Consider the following 25,052-nt stretch of genomic DNA (forward strand, 5'->3'; position numbering starts at 1 on the left):
GCCTATCCCATCAAACATGTCTTTTAAGGTAAAAGTGGCTGATCGCCAGGAGATACCTTCCCATCTGGATGGTGGCTACCACCGTTCAATGACTTCTGTACCTCTTGCAGACTATTGCCTTGCCCATTGTGCAAATACACTTCCAACTGGTTGAATGCGATATTGATATCATTTTCCCGACATAGTTTATCAATATTGCGGTTAACTTCATCCACAGTATGGCTACGATCGCCCAACTCTTTCACATATAGCCTCAATTCATGATCCAATGTACTGGCACCAAAACTCATAAAATAAACCTGTGGTATTGGTTCATTCATAACACGAGGGTTATCTTTGGCCGCTTTAAGCAGAACTTCTTTCACCTTATCCAGATCTGAGCCATACGCAACGCCAACTTTAATGATAATACGTGTGATAGTGTCAGAAAGTGTCCAATTGATCAGACGCTCCGTAACAAAAGCACGATTGGGAATAATCACTTCTTTACGGTCAAAATCTGTAATTGTTGTCGCCCTGATGCGGATTTTACTGACTGAGCCAGAGTAAGTGCCTATCGTCACAGTATCTCCAATACGAACAGGACGTTCGAACAAAATGATCAGACCTGATACGAAATTGGCAAAAATTTCCTGTAAACCAAAACCTAAACCGACTGAAAGAGCCGCCGCCAACCACTGTAATTTATTCCACGAAAGCCCCAATGTTCCCAATGCACTGATTCCACCGACGCCAATGATCAGGTAAGTCAGAGTCGTCTTAATCGCATAAGAAGAACCCTGTTGTAGCTGTAAACGAGACAATACCAACACTTCTAATAAGCCCGGCAAGTTTCTCATCATTACCCATGAAATCACCAGCGTTGCCATAGAAATCCCCAGATCTTTCAAGGTAACCTGTTGCAGGACACTCCCCAGCTCTGTTGTCGTGCTGTACTGCCACAGATTAATCCCATCAAGGTAGGAAAATACTGTCACTAAATCAGACCAAACCCAGTAAAAGGCGCCCAAAAAAATCAAAAACAGCACCATCGTGGTTAAACGCAATGATTGCTGGTTAATGCGCTTCAGCTCCATTGGCGGCTCTTCCATTACGTCTCCTTCTGCCCCTTCTTTCGCCTGAGCCTGACGCCGGGAAATTGCCCGGCGATAGGCAATGCGGCGGGCGGCAATTCCCAATCCCCGTAAACAAGCCTGATAACAGATATGCCAGAGGAACAGCAGGTAAAGGCTGTAAAGCCAACGTTCAGCCAAACGCAGGGTTGTATAGAAATAACCGGATACCATAAGCACCATCAGAACCAGAGGTGCAAAAGTCAATGTCGTCACCACCATGGTTCGGATCATGTGTGAACTTTTCACATGCCATAACCGACGGCAGAATGGAAAAATAAAAATGAAAACGAAGAGCAGGCAAATTAACACCGTGCACTGACCAATCACATCATCAGATAAACGTAACGGGTGTTTGACCCCTAAAGTTATCCAAAACAGTATCGGCAGCAATACAATCGATAACCGCACAAGATTTTTGCGGAACAGAGTGTAATCCGCGCTGTTCAATGAAAAATGGTGCTCTCCTATTCCACCTTTGGCGAGGATTTGGTAACTACATCGATACATAGTCCAGAAAAGCGCCAATTGTCGAGAAAAGCTCCATATTAAATCACCTAAATCATCCCCTGATTTCGAATACCAGTAGCCTATAGCCAAAATTATAAGAGCAAGTGGTAATGTTTTTACCAATGTCAGAATTAATGCTAATGGGGTATGCAACTGGCTGTCCCGATGCAGTTGCCCTACCTCATCAGAAATTTTCTTCAACTGCTCATTAATGCCTTTTGTCTGCCAGCGTAAAAACAGGCCGACCAGCAAAAGGGGAATGACAAAGTGAATGGAATTCTTTAATCCCGTGGCAAGTCCACTGAGAGTCAAATGAATATTCAGATGGCTCAGCTCTTCCTGAATTAAATCAGGCAAAGATTTCAACCAAGCCAGGTTCATTGGTTTATTGCTGTTGACCCAGAAGATCTGTTGGACAAGCGTCTGTTCCAACGACTGGCTGACATCCAGCAATTGTTGCTGATCCATCTGTAAATTGATGGCGTGTGTAATTTGATTTCCCAACTGGTTATTGAGTTGATTCAAAAGCTCACGGCGAATTTCCAGAATTTGTTCGATAGCATTACGAATTTCACCTACTGCTTCCTTAGATTCATGTTTTATCTCATCTGAATGTAGGTTCAATAACTGATTGACATAATCATTAAACTGGTAAAGCTTATCGCGTTGCTGGTTAATTTCAAATTGCTCCAAACGCAGATCAGCAATTTTTATCGGCAAATCCTTTGTCAGTACATTTTGCGGTACCTTGAGCTGTTCCTGAAACAGGATACGCGACAGCAATAAACTGCCACGTAATACTTTAACCTGCTCTTTAAGATTACGTTCAGATTGGATGGCTCTATCCAAGAAATTCTTAACGAGAATATTTTTTTGTACCAGTTGGTTACTTTCCCGCGTTTCGGCAATCAGCCGCTCACTGAGTTCGCGATTGATCTGGATTTCTTCCTTAACCAACGGGTTAGACTGAATATGAGAATTAGTATCGTCTGAATTCTGTGCTTCTTTTGCTGTTTCTTCAGAAACAATCAAACGCTTTCCGCTCACCACATTTTGAATAAATTGAACATAACGTTCTAACTGATCAATTTGGAAAGAAGTGTAATCACGTTGCTGTTGCAAAAGCGTCTGTAGTTGTGTGTTTGCCTGTAGGGATGTCCTTTGCAACTCATTTTGCTGCATCAGAAAAGATTGTTCTACCCGCAGCAAATCAAGCTGGGGGTAACGTGATTCCGGCTGTTCTGTCAGCTCATTATTGAGTTGATTACGGATTTGTTGCAGTCTTTGCACATTGTGGAACAGTAAATTTTGCGCCCGTTCCGGCTGGGTTTGCAGCCCAATTAACTGGCTATTATAGCTAGCAAGGTTTTCCTGAGCTCGTTGCAAGCTATTCAGTGTACTGTTCAGTTTGGATTCAAGTTGCTTCAGCGACAACGTTTCCAGCGTTTGTTTATAATCATTCTCATCCTGCTGGGCGTTATTCTTCAGATTTTCCAATCCGACCGTGATTTGACGTGATTTCTGCGGAGAATCCTGTAAGTTTTTTTTAAGTAAATCGGAATCCAGATTAACTTGATCTATTTTGTCAAAGAAATAGAGTGCCTTTTCCAAATCAGCTATCGATGTTTTCTCCTCAACCGTGTGTTCCTTACGTTCTGTCAGGATCTTAAGCTGATTTTGAATATCATTGCGGGTTGGTATTTCACTGCTAAATGTTGCCATTGCAGGAGAAAAGAAAAATAACAGAAGGAAAAACAGGCTCACCATGAAAACAAAACGAAAATGTAATGCATCAGGCCTTTTATCGCATAAGACCCACTTATTGAGCAAAATACCCAAGTATCGGTTAAATGGAACCATAAATTCATCTACTCATCATTTGCAGATAATGGAATGATAGCGCTGAATATCAGGAGGTTCTGACCGAGTTTATGGTTCAAACTTTCCTAATAACGTCAATTTAAAATGATAACACTAAGAATAGATTCCATCGACATTCGCTCCTGTGATTTAAAACTTATTTTCCTCGTTACATCGCAAGTGGTGGCTATATTTGAGTGTATCAATGAGACTATCCACCAGATGCGTCGATTGTTCCTTAAGATTAAAACTGTCTGGTGCGAATGACCAGTTTTCCAATACTCCTGTCACCAACGCTTTCAGCATGATGGCAGAACGCCTGAGATCGAGATCATGAGGTAATTCTCCCGACTGAATACAAGCCTCCAAAATATTTTCAATTTTTTTATAATCGGAAATACATAATCCTCTAAGCTTCTCAGCCAATAAAAGCATTTCTCCAACAAACTCACATTTGTGGAAAAAAATTTCCATCAGTAATCGATTTCTGGAATCATCAATCATCATTTTTAACAGAAAAATCAACAGAGATCTCAATGCAAGGAGTGGATTATTCGGATATTTTGCTTGATACTCTTTCTCTAACTCGTCGATTTTATTTTCGTGCATTTTACAAACAGCAGAAATCAGATCGATTTTGTTTTTGAAATGCCAATAAATTGCGCCACGCGTCACACTGGCTGCAATCGCGATATCTGACAATGAAGTAGCAGAAACTCCACGTTCAGAAAATACCTTTATCGCGGCTTCTATAATCTGTTGGCGGGTTTCTTTTGCTTTCTGTTTAGTTTTTCGTGCCATTTTCGTGCCATAAACTTTATTTTTGACTTGAGGATGATTTACATACATTCATGTATGTTTGTACTATAGCACTCTCAATCAATAAAGTAATAATTTCACTCGTTAGCACTAGCTAGATTTTAAAGCGTCTACATTGAAAAATTGAGGTTTACTTATGCGAAAAAACAGAGGGGTTTTGCCTCTGGCCACACTACTGGTACTTTCAGGCAGCTTCATTCTCTCAGGATGTAATGACAACAAAAATTCTCAGCAAGGGGCTGCTGGCGAGCATGCTTCTGAAGTGGGTATTGTAACGCTGAAAGCAGAACCTCTGGCTGTTATCACAGAATTACCTGGGCGGACTTCTGCTTATCGTGTTGCGGAAGTTCGTCCTCAAGTCAGTGGCATCATTCTGAAACGTAACTATAAAGAAGGTAGTGATATTGCCGCAGGTGAGTCGTTATACCAGATAGATCCAGCAACCTATCAGGCAGACTACAACAAAGCCTTGGCAAATTTATCTCGGGTACAAGCCAATGAGAAAGTGTCTCGTTTAACCGTTGACCGTTATAAATCATTACTGGGTACACAATATGTGAGTAAGCAGGAATTTGATAAAGTAATTTCTGCACATGCTCAGGCAGCCGCAGAAGTGCTGTCTACCAAAGCTGAGCTGGAAAGTACCAGAATCAATCTAGCGTATACTAAAGTGACCTCACCCATTTCTGGGCGTGCGGGTAAATCCACTGTCACTGAAGGAGCGCTGGTTTCTGGTGGGCAGCCAACCGCCTTGACAACGGTTCAACAACTGAACCCTATCTATGTTGATATTACCCAATCAAGCGATGATTATTTACGTCTAAAAAATGAAATAGCCAAAGGAACAGTTCATAAAGAAGGCGGTAAAACCAAAACTCGCCTAATCACTGATACAGGTAAAGAGTACAGTCAGGAAGGCTACCTTGAGTTTTCCGATATTACAGTTGATGAAACAACCGGCTCTATCACTATGCGTGCGGTTTTCCCAAATCCCAATGAAGAACTACTTCCTGGCATGTTTGTCCGTACAAAACTGGAAGAAGGCGTTCGACAAAATGCGATTTTGGTTCCTCAGCAAGCAATTACCAGAACACCTCGTGGCCAGGCAACCACGCTGATTGTCGATAAGGATAACAAAGTAGAATTACGTAGTATCAATGCTGTTCAGGCAATCGGTAATAAGTGGCTGGTCACAGAAGGTTTGAAAGCCGGAGATAGAGTGATAGTCACAGGATTGCAGAAAATTGCTCCAGGAGTCACCGTTAAACCAATGGAAACTAATCTGGATGCTAAGCTCACAGCCAATCAAACTGAGCCTGCTAAAAAGCCTCAATAAAGGAGTTGGTGATTCATGCCTAAGTTTTTTATAGATCGACCAATCTTTGCATGGGTAATTGCGATTATCACCATGCTTTCTGGTCTATTGGCGATAATGAAATTACCCGTGGAGCAATACCCTGCAATTGCACCACCTTCTATTTCCATTTCTGCGGTTTATCCAGGAGCTGACGCAACAACGGTACAAAACACGGTAACCCAGATTATTGAACAAAATATGAACGGTATCGATAATCTGGTATACATGGCTTCCAACAGTGATTCTGCTGGGCGTATGAGCATTACGCTAACTTTTGAAGCGAACACAGATCCAGATATCGCCCAAGTACAGGTACAGAATAAACTGCAACTGGCAATGCCCCTATTGCCTCGGGAAGTTCAACAACAAGGTATTAGTGTTGATAAAACAACTAATTCATTCTTAATGGTGGCAGGTTTCATTTCTGAAGATGGTTCCATGACTCAGGATGATATCGCTGATTATGTTGGAGCCAGTGTCAAAGACCCATTGAGCCGTGTCAGTGGTGTGGGTGAAACGATGTTGTTTGGTAACCAGTATGCTATGCGCATTTGGCTCGATCCTGACAAACTGCTCAACTATAAAATGACCACACAGGATGTCATCACTGCCATTAAAGCTCAAAACAACCAAGTTGCAGCCGGGCAGTTAGGAGGAACCCCGCCTGTTCCTGGACAGCGTTTAAATGCTTCGATTATTGCTCAGACCCGTCTGAATTCTCCTGAAGAATTCAGCAATATTCTGCTGCGCATGAATCGCGATGGTTCACACATTCGCCTGAGAGATGTCTCTGTCGTTGAACTTGGAGCTGAAAGCTACAGCATCATTGGTCGGTTCAATGGTAACTCGGCAGCAGGAATTGGTATCAAACTGGCTACCGGCGCCAACGCGTTAGATACCTCAAAAGCCGTCAAAAAAGCCCTGGCTGAGATGGCACCATTCTTCCCACATGGGTTGACTGTCGTGTATCCATACGACACTACGCCATTCGTCAAAATTTCCATTTTCGAAGTGGTGAAAACGTTGGCAGAAGCCATCCTGCTGGTGTTTGTCGTCATGTACCTGTTCCTGCAAAACTTCCGCGCCACTTTAATCCCAACTATTGCGGTTCCGGTTGTATTGCTGGGTACATTTGCCATCCTTGCCGCATTTGGTTACTCCATCAATACATTAACCATGTTTGCCATGGTACTTGCCATCGGTCTGCTGGTGGATGATGCCATTGTTGTCGTGGAGAACGTCGAACGCGTCATGCAGGAGGAAGGGTTACCACCAAAAGAAGCCACCAGAAAATCAATGGGACAGATTCAGAGCGCTCTGGTCGGTATCGCGTTGGTACTTTCTGCGGTATTTGTGCCAATGGCATTCTTCGGTGGAGCAACAGGCGCAATTTATCGTCAGTTCTCGATCACCATTGTTTCAGCAATGGTACTGTCTGTACTGGTGGCGTTAATCCTGACTCCCGCACTGTGTGCCACAATGCTTAAACCCGTTGCTAAAGGTAGCCATGGCATTCAAATTGGTTTCTTTGGCTGGTTTAATCGCCTGTTTGAAAAGAGCACCCACCATTATACCGATAGTGTAGGCCGCATGCTGCGTGGTACTGGACGCTACTTGTTGATCTATGTTGTATTGATCGCAGGTATGGCCTTTATGTTTACCCGTATGCCATCTTCCTTCCTGCCAGAAGAAGATCAGGGTGTATTACTTGCGATAGTTCAGCTACCACCTGGTTCAACTCAGGATCAAACACAAAAAGTATTGGATGAAATCAATGATTACTTCCATACCAAAGAAACGGAAATTGTTAAATCTGTATTCACCATTAACGGTTTTAGTTTCAGTGGTCAGGGGCAGAATGCAGGTCTAGTCTTTGTCAGCTTAAAAGACTGGGATGAGCGCAAAGACGACAAAGACAAGGTGCCAGCCATTGTTGACCGTGCGAATGCACATTTCTCACAAATCAAGGAAGGTATCGTATTTGCGTTTAATATTCCTTCGATTGTGGAGTTAGGGTCTGCCAGTGGTTTTGACTTCCAATTGATTGATAAAGGGAATCTTGGACATGAAGCATTAACCCAAGCACGTAACCAGTTGCTTGGCATGGTTCAAAGCCACCCTGACATGCTCACGAATGTCCGCCCTAATGGTCAGAATGATACGCCTCAATACCGTATCCATATAGATAAAGAGAAAGCGGAAGCACTGGGCGTTTCCACCGAAAACATCAACTCAACACTCACTACGATGTTTGGTGGAGCTTATGTCAATGACTTTATTGACCGTGGCCGAGTCAAAAAAGTCTATATTCAGTCTGATGCACCTCACCGTATGTTGCCAAGCGATATCAGTAAGTTATATGCCCGCAACCACCATGGTGAAATGGTTCCGTTCTCTGCATTCATAGACATATCCAAAGATCCGTGGGTTTATGGTTCACCGCGCTTGGAACGCTATAACGGTTTGCCATCAATGGAAATCGTGGGTGAGGCTGTTAAAGGGAAAAGTACCGGGGATGCAATGGTTTTCATGGAACAACTTGCGTCACAACTGCCAAGCGGCATTGGCTATGACTGGACTGGCATGTCTTATCAAGAGCGTCTATCCGGCAATCAGGCTCCAGCTCTATATACGCTATCATTGATTGTCGTGTTCCTCTGTCTGGCAGCTCTGTATGAAAGCTGGTCCATTCCATTCTCTGTCATGTTAGTTGTCCCGCTGGGAATTGTTGGTGCATTGCTGGCAACGTCAATTCGTGGGTTGGACAATGACGTCTACTTTAAAGTTGGTCTGTTGACAACAATAGGTCTGTCAGCGAAAAACGCCATACTTATCGTAGAATTCGCCAAGGATCTGATAGAGAAAGAAGGCAAAGGGCTAATAGAAGCAACTCTAGATGCTGTCAAAATGCGTTTACGCCCAATACTGATGACTTCTTTAGCCTTTATGCTTGGAGTTATGCCTCTAGTATTGAGTAATGGTGCTGGCTCTGGTGCACAAAACGCCGTAGGGACAGGCGTATTGGGCGGTATGATTGCAGCTACATCGTTAGCAATCTATTTTGTCCCAGTATTCTTCGTCGTCATCAAACGCCGTTTCAGTAAAAAAAGTGAGGATCTCGAACATATTTCGACCCATCGCTAAATTCAAAAATTTTAACCAAAGGCCACTGATGTGGCCTTTTAAAATGGGCTTAAATCTCTTCAGACAACAAATAATCAATCTCTCAATATCTACAACGACAACCTTATATAATCTAATTAAAATAAATACTTATGAAAAACACCCTGCGTTTAAAAGTAATATCTTTCTGTTTTTTATAATAAATAGAAGATAAATTAATAGCTTGTCATGCTTTTCTTCTGATTACACCTCTAATGGTAAAAAGTGTTCCATCTTGATGGTGACATATGTAATAATAGCATTATATTGATTTTGAAAGTCGCAATACAATCACCTATAATGATCCCAGTGCTATTGCTACAACGTCTACTATATTAGTATAATCCAATATGTTTAATGACATATGTGAATATCGCTATACTTTTTAGTAGAGTGCTAGTCTTTTGCCAGAACTAAGTGTAAGTTGGTCATCGTTAAAAACTCACTTGGCAGATGCTAGAAATAGGTCTTTAATATTAATAAATAATAATCATGTTTTGATAGGCCATATTCTAAAAGAATGGCTATAATAATTGTTATGTATAAGCCTTAATCCAAATAAGCCGTGTGTTGTTACAGAGGTGATTATGGATGAATATTCACCAAGAAGACATGATATTGTTGAATTAAAATACTTATGTGAAAATTTAATTCACGAGGCATTTTCAGTGCTAAATCGCGCTGATAATCATTGGATTAACGATCTGACTTCCGAAAAAAGCTTAAAACTAAATGAATTGATCGAGCACATTGCAGCGTTCGTCTGGAGTTTTAAAATTAAATACGCAGATAACTACAATCTCAGTACCTTAATTGATAAATACCTGGATGAAACATATAATTTGTTCGGGAGTGATAAGATAAGCTGTTTTGAACTTACAAAATGGCAAAAAACAAACGAACACTTAACTAACATTCTGTTGCATGATTTGAATGCCTGTTTAAGCAAAACCTGATAAATATATTCCTAACTATTTTTTTATACCAAATAAGATAAGGCAACCATGACTAAAACTGACTATCTGATGCGTTTGAGAAAATGCACTTCTATTGAAACACTGGAACGTGTAATTGAAAAAAATAAATATGAGCTTTCGGATGATGAACTTGAATTGTTCTACTCTGCTGCTGACCACCGCTTAGCTGAACTTACTATGAATAAGCTTTATGATAAGATCCCATCATCTGTTTGGAAATTTGTCCGCTAAGTTGTCGTGATCAGATAGGAAGTAATTGAAGCCGGTAACCATTATCGGCTCACTATATAAACAGATTATGAATTCAAAACGGGTGAGGGCTCTGCCAGCGACATCCCGGCACACACATCCCCTGCTATGGCTGCTTCTTTCCAGATCTGACCAAGTTAACAAGTTAGCGTTGCGGGAGAACCAACAGAGCCCCCATTGAAATTAGCTTCAAACCTCAAAGCGGTAGGCATTATCTTTCATACATCGTGAAATAGCAAGGCCGCGCCATTCAGATGCTTACTTATCACTCAATTAGATGTAAAAAAACATCAAAAATGTCACTAACGAACTAAAATTGACACAAACTCAAAGACTTTTATTTTTCCACAATCAAATAACTTTTCTAAGTAAAATGTTGTTGTTCTGCTTATCAGTGTTATGTTCGATTTCTTCAACCTCGTAAAAACCCACGACAATCCTGCTACTATGGCAAATCAGGCATTTAGCATAAAAACCATCAATAAGCAAAATATAAATATACTAAATAATCAAAAAAAATAATTTTTCAATCATAAATAAATTTTTATTAAATCTAAAAATCCAACACATATAAATCATAAATTCGTTCTTCAATGAACCACGAAAATAAAAATAAGCATAAAAATCAATGATAAAAACAATAACAATATCATACTCATGATTTGATAAGCGTTGAAAAAATTAATAGTGATAATTCAATTTCATAACAAAAACATAAAGATAAATTTTATCTACAATTCAGTCTATTTATTTACTAATAAATGAAAATTTATTATTGCTCCTTAATGTACCGTTGTTGCTTTATACGTTTTTAACCGCTATTACCAAGCGAAGGCACATTATGAGTTAGGCATTACAAAATTTAATTAACCTGATACATCTGGAGAACGTGGTTTTGTTCGTGGACATATCTATACCCGTGAAGAAATACTCATCGCTTATGCCATTCAGGAAGGGGTGAGCCGCAAACGAAAATAATATCGTGTGCCGTAGATATAGTATGGCACACGACAGTTTCAAAGATAGAAGATATGATCAGTTATAAGCACTTTCACCATGAGAAATAATATCCAAGCCTTCCCTTTCCGACTCAACGCTAATACGCAACCCAGCCACCAGATCAGCAATCTTGAATGACAGATAAGCAGCCACAGCTGACCAGACAATACAAACCAATATACTAATGATCTGCACGCCGATCTGTCTTAGCATTGTCATACCTTCTGGAAATCCAGTTCCCCCTAAAGCGGATGCAGTGAAAATACTCGTTAATAAACACCCAACAATGCCACATACGCCATGTACTCCAAAAACATCACAGACATCATCAACACGTAACCAGCGTTTTAATACCACCACGCCCCATAAACCGGCAACTCCAGCAATCAGTCCAATGATAAGCGCACCACCGATACCAACTGTTGCCGCTGCGGGTGTAATTGCCACCAAACCCGCAATACAACCAGAACATGCTCCCAAAAGAGAAGGCTTATCACGGAATAGCCATTCAGAAAAAACCCATGACAATACCGCACCTGCTGTTGCTGCCATCGTATTTATAAGGGCTAGCGCTGCGATGGCATTTACAGCACCAGCAGAACCAACATTAAAACCAAACCAGCCAATGTAAAGGATCGCAGTGCCAATAAAAGTCATTGGCAAGTTATGAGGCTTAAAAGCTTCCTTACCAAATCCTGAGCGCTTTCCAAGTAAATAAGCACCAACCAATCCTGCAACCGCTGCGTTAATATGAACGACAGTTCCTCCCGCAAAATCTAATGCACCATCCTGAGCAAGCCAGCCTCCTCCCCACACCATATGCGCCATAGGAATATAGGAAGCTGTCAGCCATAACGCACTAAAAATTAACAGTGCAGAAAAACGAACTCTTTCACATAAAGCCCCGACAACCAAGGCTATGGTGATACAGGCAAATGCCCCCTGAAAAACGACATGAATCAGTTGATAAAAACTGCCATTCAAATCAGTTATCGATATATTTTTCAGCATGACTTGCTCAAATCCACCCCAAAAACGATTGCCTGTTTCAAAGGTCATGCTATAACCGTAAACTACCCAAAGTACACAGACTAATGAAAAGCTAACAATCACCTGTGACATTAATGACAAAACATTCTTACGACGCAGCAATCCTCCATAAAACAGAGCTATGCCAGGTATAGTCATAAAGAGCACAAGTACCGTATTTACCAGCATGAATACAGTATCAGCTTTATCGAAAGTACTTCCCGCAGCAAACGCAAAAGAAGGTACACTAGCGATAATCCCCATAGTGATGCTGGTTATGGATAAAAGTCGTTTTTTCATTTTCCATCCCCCCATTTACAATGCTGCATCATTCGTTTCCCCCGTTCTGATACGGACAGCATGCTGTAATTCAAAGATAAATATCTTGCCATCCCCCATTTTTCCAGTGAATGCAGATTGCTGTATGACATGGATAACTTCTTCTACTCGCTCATCATGGGTAGCAATATCAATTTTAACTTTGGGTAAAAAATTAACGTTGTATTCGGCTCCCCGATAAAGTTCTGAGTGCCCCTTTTGACGTCCAAATCCCTTTACTTCTGTAACCGTCATTCCTTGTATACCAATATCGGAAAGCGCTTCACGCACTTCTTCTAACTTAAATGGCTTTATGATGGTAGTAATCAGTTTCATACTTCCCCCGCTTTTTGCTGTGTTTGCAAGGAACATTCGCGCGAGAAGTATTGCAAGGGGTATGCCAAGAGTTAAAAAGTATCTGTAATCAATTTGTTATCAGAGAACATAGCTGGGAAAGGAAAGTAAAAAAGGAGTGACTAGAGCAGTCACTCCTTTTATGCACACTAAACGTGCATAGATTCATTCAAAATATCACCGACCTGTTGGAGTTGATACATCTGATAATAGCGTCCACGTTTAGCCAGTAGCTGTTGATGCTGCCCTTGCTCCACTATTGCACCACGATGTAGCACTAATATGGAATCTGCTTCAACAATAGTTGAAAGACGATGGGCGATGACCACCAGAGTCGTCTGTTTACGGATCATCCGCAATGCCTGCTGTACCGATTGCTCCGTCCCCGAATCAATATTCGCCGTTGCTTCATCCAAGATGAGAATCTGCGGCGTTTGCACCAGGACTCGAGCCATTGCTAAAAGTTGTTTTTGCCCTGCGGAAAGAGTATTCCCCTGCTCTCCTAGTACTGAATTCAGACCATCTGGTAAGCGGCGGACAAAATCAGCCAATTGAACCATCTCCAACACCTGCCAAATTTTATCTTCACTGATATCCCGCCCCAATGTGATGTTGTCGAAAAATGAGGCTGCAAGCACTACAGGATCTTGCTGTACCATTGCTACGCCATTACGCAGAACCGCATGAGAGAGGGAAGATACAGGACGACCATCAAGATAAATTTCACCGTCTTGCCACGGATAATATCCCATAATCAAATTAGTCAGAGTACTTTTACCACTTCCCGTATGACCAACCAAAGCCACAAACCCATGTGTAGGAACATGTAGATTGATGTCACTCAACACAACTTTGTCATTACGATAGGCAAAAGTTAAGTTTTCAATATCAATTCTACCACTCATCAGCGCCTGCTGATCAGTGCCATATTGCTGCTGTGGGCTATCCATTAACTCAAAAACCCGTTCCCCTGAAACTACCGCTTGTTGCAGTAAAGATTGTTGAGCAGTCAGTTCAATCAGAGGTTCATTCAGGCGCCCAAGATAATTGACGAATGCGTATAAAACACCCACACCAATCACTTCCGTTCCTTTGAAACCAAATAACAATAGCAGGCCACACAGTATGGCAGCAGAAAACAAACTCAGTAACGGCCTCAGCAAAATGCCATCCAACCGCAACGCTTGCATGCGAGACTGATAATGTTCACGATTAGTCGCCAGCATTTTCTCACCAAAACGAGCTTGCTGGCGAAATTGCTGAATCACTGTCATACCATTAATGGTTTCATTAAAGCCGTCATTAATATCAGCCAGATAACTACGAACCCGTCTAATAATTGGAGTACTGAAATGCTGATAAATTATCATTACCAGCAAAACTGCTGGAAATATTGTCAAAGCAACACATGCCATGCGCCAATCCAAAATAAACATAGCTATCAGCATTGCCCCGATCAATGAAATGCAGCGAAACACTGTAGGGATCACATTTACAAACAGATCCTTAATGGCTTCAGTATCATTCGTCACGCGGGATATTAGCTGCCCAACGGGCTGGCTATCGAAGGTGCTCAACGGCTGGCGCAATGCCGAATTCATGACATCAGTACGAAGCTTCTGAACTATCCCCACAGATGCCTGATTGAATAATAGGAACTGAAAGTAGTGCAAGGCAGCAGCAACAAACTGCAATACCAAAAAAGTAACCGCAAGCCCACTGACAACATCAAGCGGAAGATTGCCCGTTGCTACCATATTATCAATAAAATAGCTCACAAGCAGTGGCCCACTGACTTCTGTTAGCGCAGCAACCCATGACATCAGTACAGCCAGCAAAATTGGCTTGCGATAATTCTTACTGTAAGACAATAAGCGCTTTAATGATGGCCATAGCTTACGCACACTGGGCTTACGCATATCATGATTAGTCATGTTCACCATCCAATTCGGCTTCAAGTTGCTGATAATGGTACATATCAGAATACCAACCGGATTGTGCAATAAGCTGTTTGTGCGGGCCTTGCTGCGCAACCGTGCCATGCTGAATAACCAAAATGTTATCAGCTTCCGTTAAAGCAGACAGCCGATGGGCGCTGATAATAACGGTACGCTGTCGCCGCCACTGGCTGAGATTTTTCATGATTTGATGTTCTGTCTGACCATCTACGGCAGAAAGTGCATCGTCCAAAATCAAAATTTCCGTATCCAATAACAGAGCACGTGCAATGGAAATGCGTTGCTTCTGTCCGCCAGAAAGCATTACGCCACGTTCTCCCACTTCCGTTTGGTAGCCCTGCGGTAACCGCAAAATATCATCATGCACATTCGCCAAACGAGCAACTTCTTCAATTTGTTCTTGAGTTGCATCAGGCCGGCCTAGCGCGATATTGCCAGCGACTGTATCCGAAAACAGGAAAGGAGTCTGATTAACAATAGCCAATCGTGATCGCCATTCTTCTAATCTAAGTGTAGAAACGTGCCGTGACTGAAAAAGAATTTCACCGTCAGTGACATCAAATTGCCGCTGTAACAAGGCAAGCAAAGTGCTTTTTCCTGCACCAGTTGGACCACAAACCCCCAATAGCTGACCTGGTGATAATTGAAAACGGACATCATGTAAAATAGGTCTATCATTTGCGGGATAAATGAAGGTATTGATATTTGCCTGTAATGTACCGCGCTCAACTAATAAGGACTGAGAACCATCATCAATCACCAGTGGCTCCTGTAACAAGCTACGGATCCGTGTATATGCCGCACTGCCACGCTCAACAATATTAAACATCCATGCCAATGCCAACATTGGCCAGATCATCAATCCCAGATACATAACAAAGCTAGTCAATTCACCCAGTGTCATAGAGCCATGTACGACCATCCAACTCCCTCCACCAATCGCTAATAGGTTTGCAACGCCAATAGCAATGAAAATGGTGGGGTCAAAACGTGCATCTACGCGCGCAACGTGTATATTTTTACGTCCAGCATCAGTAGCGACTTCTTCAAATTGACTGGATTGCAGATCTTCCAGACCAAATGCTTTGATCATACGGATGCTGGTAAGACTTTCCTGAGCATGGTTATTAAGAGCAGAGAATGCTCCTTGTGCAGACTTGAAACGATGGTGAAGCTGTTCGCCATATCGTTTAATCACCAACGCCATAATGGGCATGGGTAACAGTGATAACAACGTTAATTGCCAACTAATTTCTATACTCATCACGATAAGGACAGCACATCCCATCACTAAGGAATCGACTAAAGTTAGCACCCCCTCACCCGCAGCAAAAACAACCCTATCAACATCATTGGTTGCACGAGCCATTAAGTCACCGGTTCTGTGGCGCAAATAAAATTCAGGGTTCTGGCTGCTCAATTTCTGGTAGAAATCACTACGTAGTTTAACAGCCAGCCGATAAGACGCCCCAAATAGCCATACGCGCCAAACATACCGCAGACCGTATATCGCCAGCGCAATGAACAGCATGATGCCTAGCCACATCAATAATTGACTGGATGACATCGTTTTTGCACTGATGCCATCAACGATAATTCCGACCAAACGGGGAGGAATTAATTGCAGCATCGCAATCATAATAAGGAAGATAATGGCACCAAAATAACGGCGCCATTCGCTGAGAAAATACCAACTTAATTGAGAAAATAATCTCACGAACCGATTCCCAAAGTAAAAATGAAAGAATTAGCATTAACTCCATCAGAAAGATTTTTGCATTATCTAATCCGGTATTGGTAACGCCGTTGTATATTTTATTTTTTCCATTGCAAAGTTAGAGGTGACATCAATCAAACCAGAAACGCCATTAACCATGCGTTTGTAGAACCGATCATAACTTTTCATATCAACAACTTCTACATGTATCAAGTAATCATATTCCCCAGCCATTCGATAAAATGTTAAAACCTCTGGCATCTCTTTTATAAAAGCCACAAACTGTTCATACCATTCACTACTGTGCTGTTGAGTTTTTATCATCACAATCACGGTCAGACTAAGCCCAAGTTTAGAGCCATTTAGCAATGCAACTTTTCCGACAATGTACCCATCATCTTCAAGCCGTTTTAGCCGTTTCCAACAAGGTGTAGAGGTCAAATTAACGGCTTCGGCCAGTGCATTCAAGGATCGGCTACAGTCCTGTTGGAGCAGCTCCAGTAGCTTACGGTCTATTTTATCTAACATATCCAAATCCTGTAGAAAATTCTTCCAAAAGAAAATAATAAATGTAGAAAAATAACAATCTATTTCCCCCAATATAAAAGTAATCTATATATCACTAAAGTAGTATTATTCAGGATCAATTTATGTCGTCTTCATGGGCTACAAATGCCATTAAAGCCATCCAAGCTGATTATCAACGAAGTGCTGATACACACCTGATTCACCTCAATCTCCCCGTGTTTTCAGGAATTCACCTTTATCTCAAAGATGAAAGCACTCATCCGACAGGTAGCCTGAAACATCGGCTTGCTCGTTCTTTGTTCCTTTATGCACTCAGCAATGGTTGGGTCAAAGAAGGAACCCCAATCATTGAAGCCTCATCCGGCAGTACCGCCGTTTCTGAAGCCTATTTTGCCCGCTTGCTTGGCTTACCTTTTATCGCCGTAATGCCCTCCTGTACAGCTAAACGCAAGGTTCAGGAAATCGAATTCTACGGTGGTAAATGCCACTTTGTGGAACACTCAGCCCTTATTTATGAGGAGTCAGAACGTTTGGCAAAAAAGCTGAATGGCCATTATATGGATCAATTTACTTACGCTGAACGAGCTACTGACTGGCGTGGAAACAATAACATCGCAGAAAGCATTTTCCGTCAGATGCAACTGGAGCCATTTCCTGAACCAACTTATATTGTTATGAGTGCAGGAACTGGCGGAACATCGGCAACGCTCGGTCGCTATATCCGTTATCAGGGATATAACACCAAACTGATTGTTGTTGATCCTGAAAACTCTGTTTTCTACGATTGTTATCACCAAAATCGCCGTGATATCCGCGGAATCACCAGCAGTAAAATTGAAGGAATTGGCCGCCCACGTGCAGAGCCATCCTTTATCCCAACTGTTATCAATGACATGCTGCAAGTCCCTGATTGTGCCACTATCGCCACCATTTATTGGCTTGAAAAATTAATTGGCAGAAAAACTGGCGCATCAACAGGAACCAACGTTTGGGGAACTTTACAGCTAGCCAGACAGATGCATGAGAACAACCAGAAGGGTGCAATCGTGACATTGTTGTGTGATAGCGGCGAACGCTATCTTGATACCTATTACAATCCAGAATGGGTTCGCAATAATATCGGTGATATCACACTGTATCTCACGCAACTACCCAAGCTAGATGGTTATGAGTAACATATCTCCTTCAATTTAAATAGGTAGGTATTATGAAACGAGCCGTTGTTGTATTCAGTGGTGGTCAAGATTCCACCACTTGTTTAATTCAGGCACTCCGCCAATACGATGAAGTTCACTGTGTCACTTTTGATTATGGTCAACGTCACCGCGCTGAAATTGACGTGGCCTGTCGTATTAGCAAAGAACTGGGTGCCGCTGCCCACAAAGTACTTGATGTTACTTTATTGAGTGAGCTTGCAATCAGCAGCCTGACCCGAGACAACATTCCCGTGCCGGATTTCAGTGAAAGTGAAAAAAGTGGCCTCCCAAATACATTTGTTCCTGGCCGCAACATTTTGTTTTTAACCCTAGCGGCAATTTATGCCTATCAGGTTGAGGCTGAAGCCGTTATCACCGGTGTTTGTGAAACCGATTTTTCTGGCTACCCAGACTGTCGCGATGAATTTGTCAAAGCCCTGAATAAAGCAGTTTGCCTTGGTATCGCCCGTGATATCCGTTTTGAGACTCCCTTGATGTGGTTGAACAAAGCAGAAACTTGGGCATTGGCTGATTATTATCAAAAATTGAATTTCGTCCGTACCCAGACTCTCACATGTTATAACGGCATCCAAGGCGATGGCTGTAGTGAGTGCGCAGCCTGCCACCTTCGGGCTAATGGATTAAACCTTTATTTAAATAATACTCAATCCATTATGGAAGAGATGAAATCCAAAACGCATCTGAGCTGACCAATTAATTTTACGCAATAATCACTATCATTGAGAGGCTGCCAAGCCTCTCACTATTTTAAACTTTAAATGCTTCTAATCTTTCCTGTATATCCCCCTCTAAAGTTAATGCCTTATGAGTTTTCAAATCAATACAGGCAAATGTGGTCAAAGCATCGGTGAGTATTTTATTATCACTTCTGCGTATAATCTCCTGAAAAAATACACCACTTTTATTACGTAATTCCTTGAGGCTAGACCTCACTTCCAACTCATCCCCAAACACTGCCGGCAGACGGTAATTGATGTTAATATTAACTACGGCAAAGCCAACATTATTAGTTTTTAACCACGTGAGTGTGTCACTTTCTGTCAGCAAATCCCAGCGAGCTTCTTCCATGAATTCTAAATAACGAGCATTATTCACATGCTGGAAAAGATCAATATGATAGCCCCTGACCTTAATAATTGTACGCATTGCTATTTTCCCCTTTCAACTCATCCGACCAGACAGTTAACAATAGCAAAACATTTTAATTACAATGCTATTTAATGAGTTATTCTTGATCAATATCACAGCCCTCTTGACTCTTTATGCGATTAGCATGGTATTCACCAAGAGGGCTTGATGATCAATAGGTTAATTTATCCCGATTCTTTTCCATTAAAGCAGGACCAATGCCCTGAACTTCCTGTAACTGCTCAATTGCCGTAAATTGACCATATTTTTCACGGTATTCAATAATCGCCTGAGCCTTTTTGGCGCCAACACCATTGAGTTCCTTCACTAATTGTTCAGCATTCGCCGTATTAATATTGATGCTTCCTTTTCCCTGAATTTCCTTTTCTGAGGCTAATTCTTTCCCCTCCTTCACATCATTTTTTTCAATAACAGCTTTGTGTTGATTGGTAGATTGTTTCACAGCTTTATCAGGTGATTCATCCGCTGCAATCGCATGAGATAACGGCATACTGATACAAAAAACCATAACAAGTGAATTAAATAATGTCCTTAAATATTTCATATAAATTCCTCCGTGTTTTGTTGACGGAGGAAAGCTTGCCATAACAGAATTTATGGACAAGAGGAAAGGTTCAAATATGCGAAAGGCCACGAAAGTGGCCTTTTTCAATTGTTGTTTTGCAAAAATAGTTGCGAGAAGCTTCGCAATTTTATTCAATCTGCCCCATCTTAATCTCGGCATCATCACGCAAATTAATCATCAAGGATTCCAGCATGAAAGTACCGATTTGATACTGATACGCCGCTATGTATTGTTTAACCTGTTCTTCTGAAACAGAACCTGGGACAACTTTATCCAATTGGATAAGCACTGCGTTGCCAAACCCATCTTGGGCTAAACCATACTCAGACTTGCCATCTTTAGGATGAGGCAGAGTAAATGCTACATTAGTAGCCTGATTAGTTTGTGATAAATGTTTGATCACAGTGGAGACACCAAACTGAATCCCAGCGGCTTTCAGTGCCTGCTCACCTTTACCTTCTTTCAAAGCAGCCAGCAGTTTTTCACTTTCAAGCTGCAACTGCTTTTCAGCTTTCTGGCGTTTTACTAATTCAGCAATCTGAGTTTTGGCCTGCTCGTAAGGCTGGATAGTTTCTGGCTTGATATCATCAACACGTACAATAAAGGCTCTGTCACCATCCACAGAAATAACATCGGAGTTAGTTCCTGATGCCCCTTTATCATCGATAAGATTTCCAGAGAAAATAGTCTGAACCACCGAACCAAAATTTATTTCAGCAGGAATATGGTCACGATCAAACCAGTCAGTCGTCACAGCTTTATAACCAGCTGCTTTTTCTGCCGCAGTCAAAGATTCGTTATCATTGGCAGCGGCATCACTTACTTTTCTTTGCAATGCATAGAATGCATCAACCGCTTTTTCCTGTTTAACGATTTTTTCTATTTCCGAACGCACTTCAACCAGTGATTTTATTATCTGAGGTTTAATATCATCTAAACGAAAAATAGCATATCCACCAGATAGCTTGATGACACCAGAAAGCTGCCCTTTTTCTATCAACTTAGCTGACTTAATTTCATCAGGTAGGGAGCTTTCTTCCATCCAACCCAGATCTCCTCCCTTTTGAGCAGAAAATTTATCTGTCGATTTTTCTGCCGCCAATTTGCTGAAATCAGCGCCTTTCTTTAATTCATCCAAAACTGATTTAGCTTCAGCATCAGACACCAACTGAACCATGCTGTATTTTTTTTGCTCGACCTGCATATACTGTGGCAGATTGTTTTTATAATATTTTTCAATATCGGCATCAGATACGGTGACGCTTTTCAATTCATCCGCAGCATCCATCTTGATGTAGCTGACTTTCACCTTTTCAGGCACGGTGAAACTATTGCTATTAACGTCATAGTAGTTTTTCAGCTCCTTATCTGTCACTTTTTGCTGTGCTTCAATGGATTTCAGCTCAAGTGTAGCGAAACGAACCGTTCTTTCTTGAAAGGCCAGCGCTGTTTCCTGTTTGATCTCTGTCGGCAAAGCAATTTCTGAACCCGTCAATATCGACATCAATTGACGGTTAATCAGATCTTGACGAACCTGTTCAGCAAAGTTATCTGGGCTTCTGTTTGCACCGGTAAGCAAAGTCAGATATTTATTGTTATCAAATTTACCGTCTGTCTGGAAAAAAGGTAGGTTACGGATCTCTTCTTTAACCTGCTCATCGCTTGCTGACAAGCCCAGCTTACGTGCATATTGATCTGATAGAATAACAGTGATGAGGCGATCCAGTGAGCTGCGTCGAATTTGTTGTACTTTCTGCTCATCACTTAACAGAGTTGAGAATTGATCTCCCAGCCTATCCTGCAACGCAATTTTGTCTTGCTGAAATGCTTGCTCTAATTGAGCACGACTAATGGTTTGACCATTCACTTTGGCAGCATAATTACCACCTTCACTTGACAGGTAGCCTGTTACACCTGTCAAAACAAAGGTCAGGATAATTAAAGCCAATACAATTTTAAGCACAGGACCGTTTGCCGCCGTGCGTAGGTTGTCCATCATAAAGACGTAAAACTCCGCTTTAGTGAAAAAGAAACTACCATATTACGCTAATTCAAACGCTAAGAGAAAAAAAGCGCATCAACCAATTGGTTGGTGCGCTTACATTCTAACCTATCAACCCCGCCCCGTCAGTTTAAGTTTAACTGTAATGGCCAAAGCGAGGGAGGATGTTTCATATTCATTACTCATTAACAGCATCTTTCAATCCCTTTCCTGCGCGGAAAGCGGGTACTTTTGCTGCTGCGATTTTGATTTCTTTGCCTGTCTGGGGGTTACGCCCTGTACGAGCTGCACGTTCACGTACAGTAAAAGTACCGAACCCTACCAAAACGACATCATCACCGTCTTTCAATGCATCAGATACTGAAGAAATGAATGCATCTACTACACGCCCGGCAGCTGCTTTGGAAATATTTACATCAGCAGCAATTTTGTCGATCAGTTGTGACTTGTTCACTCTTATCATCCCCATTTAGTTTTACTATCGTAACAAATACCGATCTCTAACGGATAACGCGACAGCCGTGCCGTTATATCAATCCCTTCCAGTATTAGCAAAAAATCATGGAACAGCAAAATATTTAATCGGATATGTGGATTAAGCTAACTTAATGAGACAAAAAAAGGCTGGCAAGTCTTAATAAACTCGCCAACCTAAATTTTATACAAACTTCTTGAGTTAACTCACTATTTTCGTACTAATTTAGTGATACTGCTTCTGCTCCAAACGCAGGAGACTGTAAAGCAATAGACAAAACATCTTCTATGCGCTTAACAGGATGGATCTCCAAATCTTGAATAATATTCTGAGGGATCTCTTCCAGATCTCGTTTATTTTCATCTGGAATCAAGACGGTTTTAATCCCTCCACGATGAGCTGCCAGCAGTTTTTCTTTCAAACCACCAATAGGCAGTACTAAACCACGCAGAGTGATTTCGCCTGTCATAGCAACATCGGCACGAACCGGATTACCTGTCAGGCAGGAAACCAACGCAGTACACATTGCAATACCTGCGCTTGGGCCATCTTTTGGTGTTGCACCTTCAGGTACGTGGACGTGAATATCACGTTTTTCATGGAAATCAGAACTGATACCCAGTTTATCGGCACGAGCCCGAACCACAGTCAAGGCTGCCTGAATGGACTCTTGCATCACTTCACCCAACGAACCCGTATAGGTCAGTTTTCCTTTACCTGGCACGCTGGCTGTTTCAATCGTTAACAGTTCACCACCCACTTCGGTCCATGCAAGGCCAGTCACCTGACCAACACGGTTCTCAGTATCCGCACGACCATAATCCACACGTTGAACACCCAGATAATTTTTCAGATTATCCGCATTGATTTCGATGTGCTTAAGCTTCTTATCCATCAACAATGCCTTAACAGCTTTACGGCACAGTTTGGAAATTTCACGTTCCAGATTACGTACACCAGCTTCACGGGTGTAATAACGGATAATACCGAGAATCGCACCGTCATCAATAGCCAATTCACCTTTTTTCAAAGCATTACGCTCAATCTGCTTTGGCAGTAAATGCCGCTTGGCGATGTTCAGTTTTTCGTCTTCGGTATAACCCGACAGACGAATAACCTCCATACGATCAAGCAGTGGCGCCGGAATGTTCATCGAATTGGACGTTGCCACAAACATAACATCAGACAGATCGTAATCCACTTCAAGGTAATGATCATTAAATGTCACGTTTTGTTCAGGATCAAGAACCTCCAGCAATGCAGAAGCCGGATCGCCACGCATGTCAGATGACATTTTGTCAATTTCATCTAACAGGAACAGTGGATTTTTGACCCCAATTTTGGACATCTTCTGAACCAGTTTACCCGGCATGGAACCAATATAGGTACGGCGATGACCTCGGATCTCTGCTTCATCACGTACGCCACCCAGTGCCATGCGAACATATTTACGACCAGTTGCACGCGCAATAGAACGGCCCAGTGAGGTTTTACCTACGCCAGGAGGCCCTACCAAGCACAGAATCGGCCCTTTGATTTTGCTGACACGGCTTTGTACTGCCAGATACTCAAGGATACGCTCTTTGACGCGCTCCAGACCATAATGATCTATATCCAGCACTTCCTGCGCCTTGACCAAATCTTTTTTCACCTTGCTGCGAGCAACCCAAGGAACTTGTACCATCCAGTCAATGTAGCTGCGTACCACCGTCGCTTCCGCTGACATTGGAGACATCATTTTTAATTTCTGCAGCTCGGCTTCGACCTTTTCGCGTGCCTCTTTCGGCATTTTAGCGTCTTCGATCTTACGTCTCAGCGTTTCATATTCATCAGGTGCATCATCCATCTCACCTAATTCTTTCTGGATCGCTTTCATTTGCTCGTTCAGGTAGTATTCGCGCTGGCTTTTTTCCATCTGTTTTTTGACGCGATTGCGGATACGTTTTTCTACCTGTAACAGATCGATTTCTGATTCCATCATTGCAATCAGATATTCAATACGTTCAACAACATCAGACATTTCTAAAACAGTCTGTTTATCGTTAATTTTTAAAGGCATATGGGCAGCAATGGTATCTGCCAGTTTTGCTAAATCTTCAATGCTGTGTAATGATGTCAATACTTCCGGCGGGATCTTCTTGTTTAGTTTGACATAACCCTCAAACTGATTAATGGCGGTTCTTACCAGAACTTCCTGCTCACGTTCATCAACGACAGGGGATTCAAGATATTCAACCTGCGCATAGAAGTACTCACTATTATCCGTCAATGTTGTAATACGGGCACGCTGCAAACCCTCAACGAGAACTTTTACTGTGCCGTCTGGCAGTTTCAACATCTGTAACACAGAAGCCACTGTACCTACGGAGAAAAGATCATTGACTCCCGGCTCATCAGTGGATGCTTCTTTTTGCGCGACCAACATGACCTGTTTGTCATGATCCATTGCTGCTTCCAGGCAATGAATCGACTTCTCACGCCCAACAAACAGAGGGATCACCATATGTGGGTAAACCACTACATCGCGCAAAGGCAATACAGGGATTTCTATGCGTTCGGAACGCTCAGGGTTCATAGAGCTCTCTCTTCGTTTAGCTTTCGCCAGTTTTTAGGAATCTCGTGAAACACGGTTTTCACGAGTTTCACTTCAAAGAATACAAAATATATGGGGACAGGAATCTCACATTCAATAGCC

18 protein-coding genes, 1 other RNA gene and 1 pseudogene are annotated in these 25,052 nt (G+C 42.0%); 7 read left to right on the forward strand and 13 right to left on the reverse strand.

The features are described from left to right. Nucleotides 1-23: 23 nt before the first annotated feature. Together mscK and acrR are read right to left on the reverse strand one after the other, a co-directional pair. Nucleotides 24-3,389: a mechanosensitive channel MscK gene (gene mscK, locus XBJ1_RS06940; protein WP_230578731.1), complete on the reverse strand. Its 3,366-nt coding sequence runs from the start codon at nt 3,387-3,389 to the stop codon at nt 24-26. 243 nt (nt 3,390-3,632) lie between these two features. Continuing rightward, complete coding sequence (gene acrR / locus XBJ1_RS06945; RefSeq protein WP_038198623.1) at nt 3,633-4,283, reverse strand: multidrug efflux transporter transcriptional repressor AcrR; 651 nt, start codon at nt 4,281-4,283, stop codon at nt 3,633-3,635. Nucleotides 4,284-4,437: 154 nt separating this feature from the next. Here acrR and XBJ1_RS06950 point away from each other — a divergent pair, with 154 nt between their 5' ends. The 4 genes from XBJ1_RS06950 to XBJ1_RS06965 all read left to right on the forward strand — a co-directional run bounded on the left by XBJ1_RS06950 (nt 4,438) and on the right by XBJ1_RS06965 (nt 10,028). Further along, complete coding sequence (locus XBJ1_RS06950; RefSeq protein WP_012988120.1) at nt 4,438-5,637, forward strand: efflux RND transporter periplasmic adaptor subunit; 1,200 nt, start codon at nt 4,438-4,440, stop codon at nt 5,635-5,637. Between the two features lie 15 nt (nt 5,638-5,652). Next, nucleotides 5,653-8,802: an efflux RND transporter permease subunit gene (locus XBJ1_RS06955; RefSeq protein ID WP_012988121.1), complete on the forward strand. Its 3,150-nt coding sequence runs from the start codon at nt 5,653-5,655 to the stop codon at nt 8,800-8,802. 605 nt (nt 8,803-9,407) lie between these two features. Next, nucleotides 9,408-9,776: an Hha toxicity modulator TomB gene (gene tomB / locus XBJ1_RS06960; RefSeq protein WP_038198607.1), complete on the forward strand. Its 369-nt coding sequence runs from the start codon at nt 9,408-9,410 to the stop codon at nt 9,774-9,776. A 48-nt stretch (nt 9,777-9,824) separates the two neighbouring features. Continuing rightward, the gene (locus XBJ1_RS06965) at nt 9,825-10,028 is read left to right on the forward strand and encodes an HHA domain-containing protein (RefSeq protein WP_010845060.1); all 204 of its coding nucleotides are present in this window, start codon (nt 9,825-9,827) and stop codon (nt 10,026-10,028) included. Nucleotides 10,029-10,117: 89 nt separating this feature from the next. On the opposite strand, the gene ffs is transcribed toward XBJ1_RS06965, so the two are convergent. Beyond that, nucleotides 10,118-10,214: signal recognition particle sRNA small type (gene ffs / locus XBJ1_RS19635), an RNA gene on the reverse strand. Nucleotides 10,215-10,916: 702 nt separating this feature from the next. Here ffs and XBJ1_RS22400 point away from each other — a divergent pair. After that, a pseudogene (locus tag XBJ1_RS22400) lies at nt 10,917-11,024 on the forward strand (acyl-CoA thioesterase II); the annotation flags it as partial. Nucleotides 11,025-11,081: 57 nt separating this feature from the next. On the opposite strand, the gene amtB reads toward XBJ1_RS22400, so the two are convergent. The 5 genes from amtB to XBJ1_RS06990 form a co-directional block, all read right to left on the reverse strand. Then, on the reverse strand, nt 11,082-12,374 hold the full coding sequence (gene amtB / locus XBJ1_RS06970; protein ID WP_012988124.1) for an ammonium transporter AmtB: 1,293 nt from the start codon (nt 12,372-12,374) through the stop codon (nt 11,082-11,084). A 15-nt stretch (nt 12,375-12,389) separates the two neighbouring features. Then, nucleotides 12,390-12,728: a P-II family nitrogen regulator gene (gene glnK, locus XBJ1_RS06975; RefSeq protein WP_038198610.1), complete on the reverse strand. Its 339-nt coding sequence runs from the start codon at nt 12,726-12,728 to the stop codon at nt 12,390-12,392. Between the two features lie 167 nt (nt 12,729-12,895). Then, complete coding sequence (locus tag XBJ1_RS06980) at nt 12,896-14,680, reverse strand: SmdB family multidrug efflux ABC transporter permease/ATP-binding protein (protein WP_269763714.1); 1,785 nt, start codon at nt 14,678-14,680, stop codon at nt 12,896-12,898. Continuing rightward, a complete protein-coding gene (locus XBJ1_RS06985; protein ID WP_012988128.1) occupies nt 14,673-16,421 on the reverse strand; it encodes a SmdA family multidrug ABC transporter permease/ATP-binding protein in 1,749 nt (582 codons plus the stop codon). The genes XBJ1_RS06980 and XBJ1_RS06985 overlap by 8 nt, the downstream gene beginning before the upstream one ends. A gap of 66 nt (nt 16,422-16,487) precedes the next feature. Continuing rightward, nucleotides 16,488-16,949, reverse strand: a complete 462-nt coding sequence (locus XBJ1_RS06990) for an Lrp/AsnC family transcriptional regulator (RefSeq protein WP_012988130.1) — start codon at nt 16,947-16,949, stop codon at nt 16,488-16,490. A gap of 122 nt (nt 16,950-17,071) precedes the next feature. Between XBJ1_RS06990 and XBJ1_RS06995 the strand changes: the two genes are divergently transcribed. Together XBJ1_RS06995 and queC are read left to right on the forward strand one after the other, a co-directional pair. Further along, nucleotides 17,072-18,124, forward strand: coding sequence for a PLP-dependent cysteine synthase family protein (locus tag XBJ1_RS06995; RefSeq protein ID WP_012988131.1), 1,053 nt, complete (start codon nt 17,072-17,074; stop codon nt 18,122-18,124). Nucleotides 18,125-18,156: 32 nt separating this feature from the next. Beyond that, nucleotides 18,157-18,855 carry a 7-cyano-7-deazaguanine synthase QueC gene (queC, locus tag XBJ1_RS07000; RefSeq protein ID WP_012988132.1) on the forward strand — a complete coding sequence of 233 codons (699 nt, stop codon included), beginning with the start codon at nt 18,157-18,159 and terminating at the stop codon, nt 18,853-18,855. A gap of 58 nt (nt 18,856-18,913) precedes the next feature. Here the strand turns inward: queC and XBJ1_RS07005 are convergent, their stop codons facing one another. From XBJ1_RS07005 to lon, 5 genes are all read right to left on the reverse strand, one after another. Continuing rightward, nucleotides 18,914-19,312, reverse strand: a complete 399-nt coding sequence (locus XBJ1_RS07005; protein WP_012988133.1) for an acyl-CoA thioesterase — start codon at nt 19,310-19,312, stop codon at nt 18,914-18,916. 154 nt (nt 19,313-19,466) lie between these two features. Further along, nucleotides 19,467-19,859 (reverse strand): ComEA family DNA-binding protein, encoded by a 393-nt coding sequence (locus XBJ1_RS07010; protein WP_012988134.1) that lies wholly within the window; start codon nt 19,857-19,859, stop codon nt 19,467-19,469. Nucleotides 19,860-20,007: 148 nt separating this feature from the next. After that, on the reverse strand, nt 20,008-21,879 hold the full coding sequence (gene ppiD / locus XBJ1_RS07015) for a peptidylprolyl isomerase (protein ID WP_012988135.1): 1,872 nt from the start codon (nt 21,877-21,879) through the stop codon (nt 20,008-20,010). Between the two features lie 181 nt (nt 21,880-22,060). Then, nucleotides 22,061-22,345 carry a nucleoid-associated protein HU-beta gene (hupB, locus tag XBJ1_RS07020; RefSeq protein ID WP_256548219.1) on the reverse strand — a complete coding sequence of 95 codons (285 nt, stop codon included), beginning with the start codon at nt 22,343-22,345 and terminating at the stop codon, nt 22,061-22,063. 232 nt (nt 22,346-22,577) lie between these two features. Continuing rightward, nucleotides 22,578-24,932, reverse strand: coding sequence for an endopeptidase La (gene lon / locus XBJ1_RS07025; protein ID WP_012988137.1), 2,355 nt, complete (start codon nt 24,930-24,932; stop codon nt 22,578-22,580). Nucleotides 24,933-25,052: the final 120 nt, after the last annotated feature.

It is taken from the genome of Xenorhabdus bovienii SS-2004, assembly GCF_000027225.1.
In the GTDB taxonomy this organism is placed as follows: domain Bacteria; phylum Pseudomonadota; class Gammaproteobacteria; order Enterobacterales; family Enterobacteriaceae; genus Xenorhabdus; species Xenorhabdus bovienii_C.

Excerpts from the sequence above, each read along its gene's own strand:
- mscK (WP_230578731.1), bottom strand. The coding sequence starts at position 3,389 with ATGGTGAGCCTGTTTTTCCTTCTGTTATTTTTCTTTTCTCCTGCAATG.
- acrR (WP_038198623.1), bottom strand. The coding sequence starts at position 4,283 with ATGGCACGAAAAACTAAACAGAAAGCAAAAGAAACCCGCCAACAGATT.
- XBJ1_RS06950 (WP_012988120.1), top strand. The coding sequence starts at position 4,438 with ATGCGAAAAAACAGAGGGGTTTTGCCTCTGGCCACACTACTGGTACTT.
- XBJ1_RS06955 (WP_012988121.1), top strand. The coding sequence starts at position 5,653 with ATGCCTAAGTTTTTTATAGATCGACCAATCTTTGCATGGGTAATTGCG.
- tomB (WP_038198607.1), top strand. The coding sequence starts at position 9,408 with ATGGATGAATATTCACCAAGAAGACATGATATTGTTGAATTAAAATAC.
- XBJ1_RS06965 (WP_010845060.1), top strand. The coding sequence starts at position 9,825 with ATGACTAAAACTGACTATCTGATGCGTTTGAGAAAATGCACTTCTATT.
- amtB (WP_012988124.1), bottom strand. The coding sequence starts at position 12,374 with ATGAAAAAACGACTTTTATCCATAACCAGCATCACTATGGGGATTATC.
- glnK (WP_038198610.1), bottom strand. The coding sequence starts at position 12,728 with ATGAAACTGATTACTACCATCATAAAGCCATTTAAGTTAGAAGAAGTG.
- XBJ1_RS06980 (WP_269763714.1), bottom strand. The coding sequence starts at position 14,680 with ATGACTAATCATGATATGCGTAAGCCCAGTGTGCGTAAGCTATGGCCA.
- XBJ1_RS06990 (WP_012988130.1), bottom strand. The coding sequence starts at position 16,949 with ATGTTAGATAAAATAGACCGTAAGCTACTGGAGCTGCTCCAACAGGAC.
- XBJ1_RS06995 (WP_012988131.1), top strand. The coding sequence starts at position 17,072 with ATGTCGTCTTCATGGGCTACAAATGCCATTAAAGCCATCCAAGCTGAT.
- queC (WP_012988132.1), top strand. The coding sequence starts at position 18,157 with ATGAAACGAGCCGTTGTTGTATTCAGTGGTGGTCAAGATTCCACCACT.
- XBJ1_RS07005 (WP_012988133.1), bottom strand. The coding sequence starts at position 19,312 with ATGCGTACAATTATTAAGGTCAGGGGCTATCATATTGATCTTTTCCAG.
- XBJ1_RS07010 (WP_012988134.1), bottom strand. The coding sequence starts at position 19,859 with ATGAAATATTTAAGGACATTATTTAATTCACTTGTTATGGTTTTTTGT.
- ppiD (WP_012988135.1), bottom strand. The coding sequence starts at position 21,879 with ATGATGGACAACCTACGCACGGCGGCAAACGGTCCTGTGCTTAAAATT.
- hupB (WP_256548219.1), bottom strand. The coding sequence starts at position 22,345 with ATGATAAGAGTGAACAAGTCACAACTGATCGACAAAATTGCTGCTGAT.
- lon (WP_012988137.1), bottom strand. The coding sequence starts at position 24,932 with ATGAACCCTGAGCGTTCCGAACGCATAGAAATCCCTGTATTGCCTTTG.